Source organism: Klebsiella terrigena, from assembly GCF_012029655.1.
Taxonomy (GTDB): Bacteria; Pseudomonadota; Gammaproteobacteria; order Enterobacterales; family Enterobacteriaceae; genus Klebsiella; species Klebsiella terrigena.
On record NZ_CP050508.1, the window covers coordinates 1,034,133 to 1,047,774 of the forward strand.

Here is a 13,642-nt window from a genome sequence, read left to right on the forward strand (position 1 = left end):
CTCACGTTATGCGGAAAATGTTCAGTGGGTTGCCGTTTGTGAACGGAAACGGGCAAAAATAAAGATGATGGCGAAGCACAGCGTCGGGACCAGTTCGGCGGTCGGGATATTGCCCGCGGCATCGCTGACAAAGCCCATCACCGGCGTGACGATGCCGCCGCCGATAATGGTCATGACGATAAATGACGAACCGTATTTGGTGTCCTGCCCCAGGTTTTTGATCCCCAAGGAGAAAATGGTCGGGTACTGAATCGACATAAACGCGCTGCACAGCGTCAGCGCCAGCAGGCCGATATGGCCGCCGCTGAGCGCGGAGATCAGGCACAGCACCATCGACAGCAGGGCATAGGCGGCGAGCACTTTATGCGGGGCAAAACGGCTGATGAGCCAGGTACCGCTAAAGCGGCCGATGAAGAAGCAGACCATGGTGCCGGTCAGGTAGTTCGCGGCGAAGCCGGGCGTCATGCCGGGGATCTCTTCGATAGCATAGCGAATCAAATAGCTCCAGCAGGCGGTTTGCGCGCCAACGTAGCAGAACTGCGCCAGAACCGCCCAGCGCCAGTGGCGAATGCGCACCAGCCTGGCGAAGGAGGCGCTCAAAGAGCTCTGTTCGCTATCAACGTGGTCGTCGCTTTGCAGAGAAGGAAATTTTGTCAGCGCGATCAGCACGGCAACCAGCAGCACGATCGCCACGATAATCATGTACGGCGTCTGAACCGATAGCACCAGGCTGTGCTTATAGGCGCTGAGCTGCTCGGGCGCCATTTTATCGAGCACTTCCTGAGATTGATGCGGCACGTTAGACAAAATAAGACTTTGCCCAAAGACGACGGCAATAATGGCGCCAAAGGAGTTAAAGGTTTGCGCCAGGTTGAGGCGGAAATGCCCGCCGCTTTCCGGGCCAAGGACCGTAACGAAAGGGTTAGCGGCGGTTTCAAGACATCCCAGTCCTGCGGCAATAATAAAAAGACCAATCAGAAATAAAGTATAATTCATTATTTCCGCTGCCGGCCAGAATAGGGCCGCGCCGAAAGCGTAGAGAAATAGCCCGGTAATTATTCCGGCCTTATAGCTGAGCTTTTTCATCAGTATCCCGGCAGGGACCGGAATGACGAAGTAGCCGAAATAAAAGGCTGATTGAATCAGCCCGGCCTGAAAGTTGGTTAAGGTAAAAGCCTGCTGGAACTGCGGCAGTAAAATATCATTTAAGTTATTGGCAACGGCCCACAGGAAAAATAGCGAGCACAGCAGGGCGAATGGAATTATATAGCGCTTACTCTGTCCGACATCTATCGCACGAAAACTCTGCGTTTGTATTGTTGTGTTTCCCATAGCATCCTCATCAGTTCAGAAGCGTGTCCAGCATCTTTAGCATGCGGCTGGTTACTCTCTCCAGCCGGTAAAGTAAGGTGAGTTCCGGTTAAGCGGCGGTAAATAAAATGCTCTCGTGAATGAACTCATGAACTCATTTTCAAATAAACAACGTCTTTTAATATGATGGCGGTCACATTTGACCCAGAGACAATGGCTTTATGTGATTAGCATCACTTTAATTTATCTAAAATAATGACCGTTTGAGATTATTTAATTTAAAAGCCACAGCGGCGCTGCCCGATTTAATTTATTGCTGCGCAAACGGGCAATTGTTAATGAGCAACTAAAATGCCCGTTTTAAACAACAAGAATAATAACGGGCAGTTTTCTTTGAGGAAAATAACCGGCGCTGTGTTTATTCGCGGTGATTAATTGATGGCGGTCACAGAATACGCTGATGTCAATTCCATTCTGGTTATTCAATATGATGATGGTGAGTAAATATCTGATTAATTCGACAGAGCCGGGATGAGGTTAGCGAGGATTCTGTTGGTCCGTTTTGAAACACTGAGAGAGGTAAATAATGGAACGAAATACGCTGGCGCGGCAGATTATTGATACCTGCCTGGAAATGACCCGGCTGGGGCTGAATCAGGGGACCGCAGGCAACGTGAGCGTGCGCTATGAAGGCGGCATGCTGATTACGCCGACGGGTATCCCCTACGAAAAGCTCACCGAATCCCACATCGTCTGGATTGACGCCAGCGGCCAGCATGAGCAGGGCAAGCTGCCGTCAAGCGAGTGGCGCTTTCATATGGCGGCCTACCAGACCCGCCCCGACGCGCAGGCGGTGGTGCACAACCACGCGGTTCACTGCACCGCGGTATCGATCCTTAACCGGCCCATTCCGGCGATCCACTACATGATTGCCGCCGCCGGTGGCAACTCCATTCCCTGCGCACCCTACGCCACCTTCGGCACGCGCGAGCTCTCTGAATACGTGGCCGTGGCGCTAAAAAACCGCAAGGCGACCCTGCTGCAGCATCACGGGCTGATTGCCTGTGAAGAGAATCTGGAAAAAGCGCTGTGGCTGGCGCACGAGGTGGAGGTGCTGGCGCAGCTGTACCTCAGCACGCTGGCGATTATCGATCCGGTGCCGGTACTGGACGACGAAGCGATAGCCATCGTCCTGGAAAAATTCAAAACCTATGGGCTACGTATCGAAGAGTGATCCCGCACGGTAAACAGGAGACGGGCGATGGCGAACAGAATGATTTTGAACGAAACGGCGTGGTTTGGCCGAGGGGCGGTAGCGGCATTGGCCGATGAAGTGAAGCGTCGGGGCTATGGTAAGGCGCTGATTGTCACCGATAAGACGCTGGTGCAGTGCGGTGCGGTTAGCCGGGTGACGGACAGCATGGATGCCGCCGGCCTGGCGTGGGAGATCTTTTCCGGGGTGATCCCCAACCCGACGATTGCGGTGGTGCAGGAGGGGCTGCGCGTCTTCAGGCAGAGCGGGGCGGATTATCTGATCGCCATCGGCGGCGGCTCGCCGCAGGATACCTGTAAGGCGGTGGGGATCATCAGCGCTAACCCCGAATTTGCCGACGTGCGTAGCCTGGAAGGGCTATCGCCAACCCGCGCGCCGAGCGTGCCGATTATGGCTATCCCGACCACCGCCGGAACCGCGGCGGAGGTGACGATCAACTACGTGATCACCGACGAGGAAAAGCGGCGTAAATTTGTCTGCGTCGATCCGCACGATATTCCCCAGGTCGCGTTTATCGATGCCGACATGATGGACGGGATGCCGCCGGCGCTGAAGGCTGCCACCGGCGTTGACGCGCTGACCCACGCCATTGAGGGCTACACGACGCGGGCGGCCTGGGCGTTAACCGACGCCCTGCATCTGAAGGCGATAGAGATTATCGCCGGCGCGCTGCGCGGCTCGGTGGCGGGCGAGAGCCGGTCCGGCGAGGCAATGGCGCTGGGGCAGTATATTGCCGGAATGGGGTTTTCCAACGTCGGCCTCGGGCTGGTGCACGGCATGGCGCATCCTTTAGGCGCGTTTTACAACACCCCGCACGGCGTGGCCAACGCCATTCTGCTGCCTCACGTGATGCGCTACAACGCCGCGTACTGTGGAGGCAAGTTTGCCGATATCGCCCGGGCGATGGGCGAGAAAGTTGAAGGCAGAAGCGAAGAGGAGGTCCGCCAGGCGGCGGTAGAGGCGGTGTGTAAGCTCAATCGCGACGTGGGGATCCCGCCGCATCTGCGCGATGTCGGGGTGCGTAAAGAGGATATTCCGGCGCTGGCGCAGGCCGCGCTGGATGACGTTTGCACCGGAGGCAACCCGCGGGAAGCCAGCCTGGCGGAGATTATCGAGCTCTATCATAGCGCCTGGTAAACGCTGCCGGGGGGTTAAGGGCGATGCTGGCTATCGCCCTTTTCGGCTAAACGGCGGCCGCCAGCTATACCAGCTATACCAACTATACCAATTATGCCAACGACACCGACTATGCCGTCAGCCGCAGCTGCTGCAGGTTGCCGTCGAGCTGTAAATCGGTCTGCAGACGGGCGATTTCGCGGCAGGTGAACGCCATCTCTTTATGCTCTTCCAGCTTCTTGCGCCATTTCTCCGCGACCTCGTCGAGACGGGCGTAAATCCCCTCCAGATCGGTAAACTCGGTTAAGAGCTGGGCGGCGCTTTTGGGGCCGATACCCGCCACGCCCGGCACTTTTGAGCTGCTGATGCCCGCCAGCCCCCAGTAATCAGGCAGCTGCTGCGGGGTCACGCCAAACTCGTTGGCAATAAAAGGGGCGTCCAGCCAGCGCTTCTGGAAGTAGTCGCGGATGCGAACCGTGGGCGAAAGCAGCTGGCAGTAGCCTTTATCGGTGGAGACGATGGTGGCCTGGTGCCCGGCCTGGGCGACCTTCATCGCCAGGGTGGCGGCGAGATCGTCGGCTTCGCTGCCCGCCAGGGCCCAGCAGCGTATTCCGCGCTGCTCAAACGCCGCGCGGATCGCGGGCATTTCGGCCTCCAGCGTCTCCGGCATCGGCGCGCGGCCGGCCTTATATTCCGCCAGGCGCTGATGCCGCCAGCTGTTGGCGCGATCTTCATCATCAAATACCGCCACCGCGTGCGTTGGCTGACTATGGACGATCAGCTGCTCCAGCGCGTGCAGGGAGGTGTCAACGCAGGGCGAACCCTGCACCGCGTGAATGCGGCGAATCAGATTGAGCGCGTCGACGATTAACAGATGAACGGCCACAGGTCTCTCCTTATCATTTATGCCGGCAGATGAGCGGTCCACCGGCCTGGTCGGGCGCCGTGCCCGAGCCGTGTTCTCATAAATGTAAGGGTATCATTGCCGTGCACAGGAGGCTATCGGCGCGGGGATGATCGGGAATGCGCCTCGCAAAGCGGCCTAATCGGCGTGCAGCAGCAGGCTCAGGTCGCTGTGGGCCGCTTCGCCGTACCACACCGCTTCGCGCACGGAAACCGGTTTGCCGATCAGCCCGAGGGCATAAAAGCGGTCGGCGATGGTCTGCTGGGCGCGGATGACCTTAAGATCCATCATCCGCGGGCGATGGCTGCGCCGCGCGAGGGCGAGGGCCAGCGAATCGACGTTAATGCCTAATTCGGCGGCAAGCAGCCCGGCGGCCTCTTCGCGCCGGCTATCGATAAACTGCCCGGTTTGCGTCAGCTCGTGCAGCAGACGCTGCATGATGTCGCCGTTGTGGTTGACGTAATCGCGGCGCGAGAGATAGAACTGGTGGTTGTGCACCCGGCCCTCGCCGCTGGCGACCACCCGCAGCTCCCCGGTATGTTCGGCGTCGCTGAGCAGCGGGTCCCACATCATCCACGCGTCGACCGCCAGATAATCGCTGGCGGTGAGCGGATACTTCGGCGGGATGTAGACCACCTTCACGTCGTTGAGGCCCAGCCCGGCCTCTTCCAGAATCTGCAGCAGCAGCCAGTGCACGTTTGAGCCCTTATTCAGCGCAATACGCCTGCCGCGCAGATCGTCGAGCGTGCGGATCTCGCTATGCTGCGGCACCACCATCGCCACGCTTTGCGGCGCCGGCGGCTCCCACGCGACGTACACCAGCTCGGTGCTGCTGGCCTGGGCAAAGACCGGCGGCGCTTCGCCGGTAGTGCCGAAATCGATCTCATTGCAGGCGAGGGCGTGCAGCAGCTGCGGCCCGGCCGGGAATTCGCTCCACAGCACGCTGACGCCGAGGCTGGCGAAGGCGCTTTCGAGGCTCTGCCGGGCCTTTAAAATACCGAGATTGCCGAAGCGCTGATAGCCGATGCGCAGCTCGCGGTCGACGGACGCGGCATCGGCCAGCCGGCGCGGCGCCGACTCCACCCGGCGGCGGCTTTTAATTACGCCAATATTGGCCAGCTGGGTACGCAGGGTGTGGCGGCTTATCCCCAGCAGGGCGGCGGCCTGGCTCTGATTGTCGTCGCAGTGGGCCATGGCGCCGCGGATCAGCGCGCCGGTCATGCGCTCCCACAGCGCGTCGCCGGGCTGGGCGAGCTGCTGGTGGATAAAGTCGTCCAGCTCAATATCCGTCGCCGTCAGCGGCGCGGCGTGCAGCGTGGTCAGGCGCAGCTGGGCCGGCGTAATCTCCTCCTCTCTGCTGAGCAGGACCGCGTTATGCAGCGTGTTTTCAAGCTCGCGGATATTGCCGGGCCACGGGTAGTCCATCAGCCGGTCCAGCGCCTCCGGTGCCAGATAGCGGGTCGGGCGTCCCAGCCGGCGGGCGTAGAGCGACAGGAAATGGTTGGCCAGCAGGGGAATATCCTGGCGGCGCTGGCGCAGCGGCGGCAGCGGGACGATGGCGATATTCAGGCGGTAATAGAGGTCTTCACGAAAGCGGCGTTCGCGGATCGCCTGCGCCAAATCCACGTGGGTGGCGGCAATCACCCGCACGTTGACTTTGACCGCCTTGCGCGAGCCGACGCGGGTAATCTCACGCTCCTGCAGCACGCGCAGCAGCTTCACCTGCAGCGGCAGGCTTAACTCGCCAATCTCATCGAGCAGCAGCGTGCCGCCCTCGGCGGCCTCAAACCAGCCGGGATGGCTCTGCACCGCGCCGGTAAACGCCCCTTTCTCGTGACCGAAGAGCTCTGCTTCCGCCAGGCTCTCGGTGAGCGCGCCGCAGTTTACGGCAAGAAAAGGCTGCTGGCGGCGGCTGCTGTGGTGATGCAGGTAGCGGGCGACCACCTCTTTACCGGTGCCGGTTTCACCGACGATCAGCACGGTGGCCTCGGTGGGCGCCAGTTTATCCAACAGGTTCTGAAAGGCCTTTGACGCCGGGTCGATCAGCACCGGGGTATCGGCCGGGGGTTCAGGATTAAGCATGGGAGTCCTCCGCTAAATAACGCCTTGAACTTATCCTCTGTCGGCGGCGATAAACACGGGCAAACCCTGTGGTTTTGTTGCAAACGCGGCAGCCTCACCCCATCCGCTGACGCATTTGCAACAGCCTGGCGGGCGAGTGATTTTATTAATTATTTGATTTTATTGCCTTAAATTTCATTGCCGCGTTGGCACGATTATCGCTAACACCTATATAACCAAATTTAAACAACTCTTCGATGAATATCGAATATGGTTATATAGGAAATGGATAATGACGCAGAAAGCTAGCGATAAGATCAACGTGTTTTGGTTTTTACCCACCCACGGCGACGGCCGCTATCTGGGCACCACCGAAGGCGGACGTCCCGTTGATTTAGCGTATTTACAGCAGGTTGCGCTGGCCGCCGACAGTCTCGGCTACTACGGCGTGCTGATCCCCACCGGCAAAAGCTGCGAAGACTCCTGGCTGGTCGCCGCGGCGCTGGCGCCGTTAACCCGCCGCCTGCGCTATCTGGTGGCGGTACGCCCGGGGCTGCAGCCGCCGACGCTGGCGGCGCGTATGGCGGCAACCCTTGACCGCCTGTCGGAGGGCCGGCTGCTGATCAACGTGGTCACCGGCGGCGATCCGGTAGAGAACAAGGGCGACGGAATTTTCCTCGACCATAGCCAGCGCTATCAGGTGACCCGCGAGTTTCTGGACGTTTACTCGCGCCTGCTGAAAGGCGAGAAGGTGGATTATCACGGCGAGCATATCCAGGTTGAAGGGGCGGAAGTGCTCTTCCCGCCGGTGCAGGAAAACGGCCCGCCGCTCTACTTCGGCGGCTCTTCGGAGGAGGCCATTGACGTTGCCGCTGAGCAAATCGATAGCTATCTGACCTGGGGCGAGCCGCCGGCGCTGGTGGCGGAGAAGCTGGCCATCGTGCGCGAGCGCGCCGCCGCCCGCGGCCGCACCCTGGAGTACGGCATTCGCCTGCACGTCATCGTGCGCGAAACGGAAGAGGAGGCCTGGGCCGCCGCCGATCGCCTGATTGCCCATCTGGATGACGACACCATCGCCCAGGCGCAAAAAATATTTGCCCGCATGGATTCCGCAGGCCAGGCGCGGATGAGCGCCCTGCATAACGGCTCCCGCGACAACCTGCGCATCGCCCCGAACCTGTGGGCGGGCGTTGGTCTGGTGCGCGGCGGAGCGGGCACGGCGCTGGTCGGCAGCCCGCAGCAGGTCGCGGATCGCATTCGCGAATATCAGGCCCTCGGCATCACCAACTTTATCTTCTCCGGCTACCCGCATCTCGAAGAGGCCCACCGCTTTGCCGACCTGGTCATGCCGCTGCTGCCGCTTGCCGGCAGCGCCCAGCCGAAAGCGCGCAGCGTGAATACCGGCCCGTTTGGCGAAACCATCGGCGGCGATAAGCGGCCGGTTAAACAGGTCAGCGCCAGCTGAGCGGGAGGTGGACATGCTTTTCTGCCTCCAGAGGGGGATTGCCGATGAGCGCTGAACCGCAGGTGGTCATTATCGGCGGCGGGTTCAGCGGCGCCGCGGTGGCGATTGAGCTGTTGCGCCTGGCGCCAAACGGGCTGCGGGTGACGCTGCTGGAGCCGCGCGCGGTGCCCGGCGCGGGGGTGGCCTACTCCACCGCCGAGCCCTCCCATCGCATCAACGTCCCCGCCGCGCGGATGCAGCTGGCCGGCGAGGAGGAGGGCGCTTTCGACCGCTGGTATCGCGACCAGCCGGCGTTCGCCGACGACCCGCAGGCGCGGCGTGAGGACGGGGCGCTCTATCCGCAGCGCGGCCAGTTTGGCCGCTACGTCAGCCAGCGTTTTGCCGAGGCGCTGCGGGCGAGCGACGGACGGCTGGTGCACCTGCGGGAAGAGGCGCTGAGCTATGGCCCGCGCGGCGTCACCACCGCCGGCGGCCGGCTGCTGCAAAGCGATCTGCTGATCCTTGCGGTGAGCCATCCGCCGCCGGCGCTGCCGCGCCTGGCGGTCCCGTTTCGCGATCATCCGGCGCTGATTGCCAACCCGTGGCGTGCAGATGCGCTTGCCGACGTTGTGCCGGATGCGCGGGTGGCGGTGATGGGCACCGGGCTGACCATGGCCGACACCATCGCCACCCTGGCGCGGCTCGGCCATCGCGGCCCGGTGACGGCATTTTCGCGCCACGGCCTGCTGCCCCGCGGGAACATCAGCGGCGCCACCGAGCCGTGGCCAGGCGACTATCGCGAGGGCTCGCTGCGCCAGCGGCTGCGGCGGGTGCGGGAAGATATTCGTCACGCCGCCGAGCAGGGCCAGCCGTGGCAGGTGGTGCTGGACGCGGTGCGTAACCAGGGGCAGAGCATCTGGCAGGGGCTGAGCCTGGCAGACCGCCAGCGCTTCCTGCGCCATCTGCGCAGCTACTGGGATGTGCATCGCTACCGCATCGCCCCGCAGGTCGCGGATGTGCTAAGCCAGCGCCAGCGCGACGGTAGCCTGAAGGTGCAGGCGGCAAGGCTGACGGCGCTGGAGGGCGATGCCGGTCGGCTGACTCTGACCCTGAGCCCGCGCCGCGGCGACCCTCAATCGCTGACCGTCGATCGCCTGATCCTCACCACCGGCCCCGCGCACGGCGGCCTGACCGACAGCCAGCCGCTGCTGCGCGACCTGGCGCGGGACGGGCTGATCCGCGCCGACGCGCTGGGGCTCGGGCTCGATGTCGATTCGCGCTCAAGGGCGATTGGCCGCGAGGGCACGGTGACGCCAAATGTGCTGATTTCTGGCCCGGCGGCGCGCGGACGTTTTGGCGAGCTGATGGGGCTGCCGCAGGTCGCCGACCATGCCGCCGCGGTGGCGGCTGAAGCGCTGGCGACGCTGGGGCTTGATGGTTCTTTCGTTATTCATGATTAAGCGTGCGCCCCCTGTCGGGACGCGCCCTGGAGAAGTGCTATGTCATCACAACGCGAAATTCGTCTTAATGCTTTTGATATGAACTGCGTCGGCCACCAGTCGCCGGGGCTGTGGACCCACCCGCGCGACCGCTCATGGCAGTACAAGGATCTGGACTACTGGGTTGACCTCGCGCGCCTTCTCGAGCGCGGTAAGTTTGACGGCCTGTTTATTGCCGACGTGCTGGGCATCTACGACGTGCTGAACGGCAGCGGCGATGCCGCCATTCGCCAGGCGACGCAGGTGCCGGTGAACGATCCGCTGGCGCTGATTACCCCGATGGCGCTGGTGACGGAGCATCTCGGCTTTGGCCTGACCGCCTCGCTGTCGTTTGAGCATCCCTATCCGTTTGCCCGCCGGCTGTCGACCCTTGACCATCTGACCAAAGGCCGGGTGGGCTGGAATATCGTGACCTCGTACCTCGAAAGCGGGGCGCGCAACATCGGTCATCAGGCGCAGACCGATCACGATGCGCGCTACGACTACGCCGACGAGTATCTCGACGTGGTCTATAAGCTGCTGGAAGGCAGCTGGGAAGACGGGGCGGTGCTGCGCGATCGCGAGCGGGGGATCTTCAGCGATCCGCAGAAAATCCACCCGATCAACCACCAGGGCAACTTCTTCTCGGTGCCGGGGATCCACCTCTGCGAGCCGTCGCCGCAGCGCACGCCGGTGCTCTATCAGGCCGGGGCATCGAGCCGCGGGAAGCAGTTTGCCGCCGGGCACGCCGAGTGCGTGTTTGTCGCCGCGCCGTCAAAAACGCTGCTTAAAAAGACGGTGGCCGACATTCGCCGCCGCGCCGCGGAGGCCGGGCGCGATCCGCGCAGTATCCTGATTTTCAACCTGCAAACGGTGATCGTCGGCGAAACCGACCGCGAGGCGCAGGCCAAATGGCAGGAGTATAAATCCTACGTCAGCTACGAGGGGGCGCTGGCGCTGATCTCCGGCTGGACCGGGATCGACTTCGGCCAGTATCAGCCGGATCAGGTGCTGAAATATCTGCATACCAACGCCATTCAGTCGGCAGTTGAGGCCTTTTCCACCGCCGACCCTGACCGTCAGTGGACGGTGCAGGCGCTGGCCGACTGGGTGGGCATTGGCGGCTTTGGCCCGCTGATCGTCGGCAGCGCGGAAACCGTGGCCGACGAGCTGCAGTCGTGGGTCGAGGAGACCGATGTCGATGGTTTTAACCTCGCCTACGCGGTGACCCACGAAACCTTCCGCGACGTGGTGGAGCTGCTGATCCCCGAGCTGCAAAAGCGCGGCGTCTTCAAGCAGGAGTACCGCGAAGGCACCCTGCGCGAAAAACTGTTCGGCGCCGGGCCGCGGCTGGTGGCCCCGCATCCGGGAGCCGGCTACCGGCGCGGCGTGCGCATCGACGCCGGGGCGGGGGAGAAGGTGACATGATTGAGATAGACGACCTGCATAAAAGCTACCGCACGGCGGGCGGGCGGGTCAGCGAGGTGCTGAAAGGGCTGTCGCTGCGGGTGCCAACCGGCTCGATCACCGCGGTGGTGGGGCCAAGCGGCGCGGGTAAATCGACTCTTGCGCGCTGCATCAGCCTGCTGGAGCGTCCCGACAGCGGCAGCATCCGGGTTAACGGCAACGACCTGTCGCTACTCCGCGGCGAGGCGCTGCGCCGCGAGCGGCGGGCGATCGGCACCGTTTTCCAGTCCTCGGCGCTGCTGAACCGTAAAACGGCCTGGCAAAATATCGCTCTGCCGCTGGAGTACCTCGGGGTAGTGGAGCGGGATGTCAAAGCCCGGGTGGGCGAACTGCTGGAGAGCGTCGGCCTGAGCGATAAGGCCGACGCCTGGCCGACCCAGCTCTCCGGCGGCCAGCGCCAGCGTATCGGCATCGCCCGCGCCCTGGCGCTGCGTCCTTCGGTGCTGCTGGCGGACGAGGCCACCTCGGGCCTGGACCCGCAGGCCACCGCTGCGGTGCTCAATTTGCTTAAGCGCCTGCGCGATGAGTACCGGCTGGCGATCGTGCTGATTACCCACGAGATGGACGCGGTACGCGCGGCGGCGGATGCGGTTGCGGAAATTCGCGACGGCACGATCCTCCAGTTCGGCGAGGTGAAAGATCTGCTGGCGCGCCCGGACTCTCTGCTGGGCCAGCAGCTGCTGCCGCTCTCTCCGGTAGCGGCCCATAGCGATCTGCTGCTGCGCCTGAGCTATCGCTGGGATGTGCCGGTGGCCACCGACTGGATCAGCCGCCTGAGCCAGCAGTTTGCGCTGCAAATTGACCTGCTCGGCGGCCACGTTGAGGTGATAAACGGCCGGCTGGCAGGGCGGCTGCAGGCGGGGGTGCGCTTTCAGGGTGAGCGTCTGTCGGCAGGTAGGATGCTGGCGCTGCTGGCACAGCTCGGCATCGCGGCCGAGGTCCTCGACGACGCGCCTGAGCTCAGGGAGGCGGTATGAAACCTTCGGTAATCAGCCAGGATACGCCCTGGAGCGAGATCCATACGCTGCTGCTGCCCGCCTACGGCGAAACCTGGCTGATGGTGGCCATTGTGATGCTGTTTGTGGTGACCCTCGGCGGAGCGGTCGGGGTGGTGCTGTTCAACGCTTCGTCACGGGGGCTGTTCCCGCACGCCGCGCTCTACCGGGTGCTGAACTGGGTGGTGAACATGGGGCGCTCCCTGCCGTTTCTGGTGCTGATGGCGGCGATCATTCCCTTCACCTTCTGGCTCACCGGGACCACGATCGGCATTCCTGCCGCGGTGGTGCCGATGATCGCCGCCGGAGTGCCGTTTTTTGGTCGGCTGGTGGAAAACGCCCTGCGCGAGCTGCCGGCTGAGGTCACCGCCGTCGGGATCGTCTGCGGCGGCTCGCGCTGGCAGATTATCCGCAGCGCCCAGCTGAGCGAAGCCCTGCCCGCGCTGGTGGCGGCGGTAACGCTCAACCTGGTGTCGATGATCGAATATTCCGCCATTGCCGGCACCATCGGCGCGGGAGGGATCGGCTATCTGGCGGTGGTGTACGGCTACCAGCGCTTCGACAATCACATCATGATCGCCACCATTATCGCGCTGATCGCCACTATCCAGCTGATTCAATTTTTCGGTGACCGTCTGGTCAACAAACTTCGCCACACGCAGGGGATCTCTTCATGACAACAGAACAGTTTGAGTTACGTAAGGCCCGCCGCTGGCCGTGGCTGGCGGCGCTGGTAGTGATTGTGGCGCTGGCCGCCACCTTCTGGTGGTGGCGGGGGCAGGCCCAGTCGCAGCAGGTGGTGTTCGGCACCACATTGAAAATTCACTATGAACCGGCGATGGCCGGCGAGCAGCGGATCATTGAGTACATCGGCGAGCATATCGCGCCGGACTATGGCCTGAAGCTGGAGGCGGTGGGTGTACAGGATCCGGTGCAGGCGGATCGCGCGGTAGCGCAAGGGGAGTACGCCGGAACCATCTATCAGCACCAGTGGTGGCTCAAGCAGGTGGTGGACGCCAACGGCTTCGCGCTTTCCACCACGGTGCCGGTGTTCCAGTGGGCCTTTGGGATTTACTCCGATCGCTATAAGTCGGTCAAGGATCTGCCGAACGGGGCGACGATCGTGGTACCGGACGATGGCGCCAACCAGGGGCAGGCGCTGTGGCTGCTGCAGCGCATCGGCCTGATTACGCTCGACCCGGCGGTGGAGCCGCGCACGGCGAAGCTGAAAAATATCGTCGGCAACCCGCATCAGTTTAATTTCAAAGAGCTGGATCTGCTCACCATGCCGCGGGCGCTCAATTCGGTCGATGCGGCAATCGGCTACGTCTCGCAGTTTGATGCCGGAAAGGTGTCGCGGGACCGAGGCATTCTATTCCCGCCGGCACCGCGCACCTTCGCGTCGCAGCTGGTCATCGGCACGCCTTATTTGTCGCAGGAGAATATCGTCAAATTAAAGCAGGCCTTTTCCGACCCGCGCATCCAGACCTGGCTGAAAACCACCGACGATCCGCTGGTGAAAGACGTGCTGGTGCCGGTTTCCGCTGAATAATCTGCGCTGATGAGTATCTCGCAGGACGGGCGAAGGCCCGT

Annotated in this window: 11 protein-coding genes; 8 read left to right on the forward strand and 3 right to left on the reverse strand. The window is 62.5% G+C overall.

Going from position 1 to position 13,642, the window contains the following annotated elements:
• Positions 1 to 21 precede the first annotated feature (21 nt).
• Positions 22 to 1,332, reverse strand: coding sequence for an L-fucose:H+ symporter permease (fucP, locus tag HCK03_RS04990; RefSeq protein WP_041147005.1), 1,311 nt, complete (start codon positions 1,330 to 1,332; stop codon positions 22 to 24).
• 565 nt (positions 1,333 to 1,897) lie between these two features.
• On the opposite strand from fucP, the gene fucA reads away from it, so the two are divergent.
• Together fucA and fucO are read left to right on the forward strand one after the other, a co-directional pair.
• Complete coding sequence (fucA, locus tag HCK03_RS04995) at positions 1,898 to 2,545, forward strand: L-fuculose-phosphate aldolase (RefSeq protein WP_041147004.1); 648 nt, start codon at positions 1,898 to 1,900, stop codon at positions 2,543 to 2,545.
• 27 nt (positions 2,546 to 2,572) lie between these two features.
• Entirely contained in the window at positions 2,573 to 3,721 is a 1,149-nt protein-coding gene (gene fucO, locus HCK03_RS05000; RefSeq protein ID WP_076945977.1) for a lactaldehyde reductase, read from the forward strand.
• 109 nt (positions 3,722 to 3,830) lie between these two features.
• Here fucO and xni read toward each other — a convergent pair whose 3' ends face one another.
• Positions 3,831 to 4,586 (reverse strand): flap endonuclease Xni, encoded by a 756-nt coding sequence (gene xni / locus HCK03_RS05005; protein ID WP_167691213.1) that lies wholly within the window; start codon positions 4,584 to 4,586, stop codon positions 3,831 to 3,833.
• Between the two features lie 156 nt (positions 4,587 to 4,742).
• Positions 4,743 to 6,686, reverse strand: coding sequence for a sigma-54-dependent Fis family transcriptional regulator (locus tag HCK03_RS05010; protein WP_167691214.1), 1,944 nt, complete (start codon positions 6,684 to 6,686; stop codon positions 4,743 to 4,745).
• Between the two features lie 271 nt (positions 6,687 to 6,957).
• On the opposite strand from HCK03_RS05010, the gene ssuD reads away from it, so the two are divergent.
• The 6 genes from ssuD to HCK03_RS05040 are packed head-to-tail and all read left to right on the forward strand — an operon-like array spanning position 6,958 to position 13,601.
• A complete protein-coding gene (gene ssuD, locus HCK03_RS05015; protein ID WP_041147000.1) occupies positions 6,958 to 8,130 on the forward strand; it encodes an FMNH2-dependent alkanesulfonate monooxygenase in 1,173 nt (390 codons plus the stop codon).
• Between the two features lie 44 nt (positions 8,131 to 8,174).
• Complete coding sequence (locus HCK03_RS05020; RefSeq protein ID WP_167691215.1) at positions 8,175 to 9,569, forward strand: FAD/NAD(P)-binding protein; 1,395 nt, start codon at positions 8,175 to 8,177, stop codon at positions 9,567 to 9,569.
• 39 nt (positions 9,570 to 9,608) lie between these two features.
• Positions 9,609 to 11,015, forward strand: coding sequence for an LLM class flavin-dependent oxidoreductase (locus tag HCK03_RS05025; protein WP_076945983.1), 1,407 nt, complete (start codon positions 9,609 to 9,611; stop codon positions 11,013 to 11,015).
• Complete coding sequence (locus HCK03_RS05030; RefSeq protein ID WP_123552063.1) at positions 11,012 to 12,031, forward strand: methionine ABC transporter ATP-binding protein; 1,020 nt, start codon at positions 11,012 to 11,014, stop codon at positions 12,029 to 12,031. Before HCK03_RS05025 ends, HCK03_RS05030 begins: the two co-directional genes overlap by 4 nt.
• Positions 12,028 to 12,726 carry a methionine ABC transporter permease gene (locus HCK03_RS05035; RefSeq protein WP_041146996.1) on the forward strand — a complete coding sequence of 233 codons (699 nt, stop codon included), beginning with the start codon at positions 12,028 to 12,030 and terminating at the stop codon, positions 12,724 to 12,726. The genes HCK03_RS05030 and HCK03_RS05035 overlap by 4 nt, the downstream gene beginning before the upstream one ends.
• The gene (locus HCK03_RS05040) at positions 12,723 to 13,601 is read left to right on the forward strand and encodes a MetQ/NlpA family ABC transporter substrate-binding protein (protein ID WP_167691216.1); all 879 of its coding nucleotides are present in this window, start codon (positions 12,723 to 12,725) and stop codon (positions 13,599 to 13,601) included. The genes HCK03_RS05035 and HCK03_RS05040 overlap by 4 nt, the downstream gene beginning before the upstream one ends.
• Positions 13,602 to 13,642 lie beyond the last annotated feature (41 nt).

What these genes read in the sequence shown, in the direction of transcription:
- ssuD (WP_041147000.1), top strand. Translation starts at nt 6,958, where the DNA reads ATGACGCAGAAAGCTAGCGATAAGATCAACGTGTTTTGGTTTTTACCC.
- HCK03_RS05040 (WP_167691216.1), top strand. Translation starts at nt 12,723, where the DNA reads ATGACAACAGAACAGTTTGAGTTACGTAAGGCCCGCCGCTGGCCGTGG.
- HCK03_RS05025 (WP_076945983.1), top strand. Translation starts at nt 9,609, where the DNA reads ATGTCATCACAACGCGAAATTCGTCTTAATGCTTTTGATATGAACTGC.
- fucP (WP_041147005.1), bottom strand. Translation starts at nt 1,332, where the DNA reads ATGGGAAACACAACAATACAAACGCAGAGTTTTCGTGCGATAGATGTC.
- HCK03_RS05030 (WP_123552063.1), top strand. Translation starts at nt 11,012, where the DNA reads ATGATTGAGATAGACGACCTGCATAAAAGCTACCGCACGGCGGGCGGG.
- fucA (WP_041147004.1), top strand. Translation starts at nt 1,898, where the DNA reads ATGGAACGAAATACGCTGGCGCGGCAGATTATTGATACCTGCCTGGAA.
- HCK03_RS05035 (WP_041146996.1), top strand. Translation starts at nt 12,028, where the DNA reads ATGAAACCTTCGGTAATCAGCCAGGATACGCCCTGGAGCGAGATCCAT.
- HCK03_RS05020 (WP_167691215.1), top strand. Translation starts at nt 8,175, where the DNA reads ATGAGCGCTGAACCGCAGGTGGTCATTATCGGCGGCGGGTTCAGCGGC.
- fucO (WP_076945977.1), top strand. Translation starts at nt 2,573, where the DNA reads ATGGCGAACAGAATGATTTTGAACGAAACGGCGTGGTTTGGCCGAGGG.
- HCK03_RS05010 (WP_167691214.1), bottom strand. Translation starts at nt 6,686, where the DNA reads ATGCTTAATCCTGAACCCCCGGCCGATACCCCGGTGCTGATCGACCCG.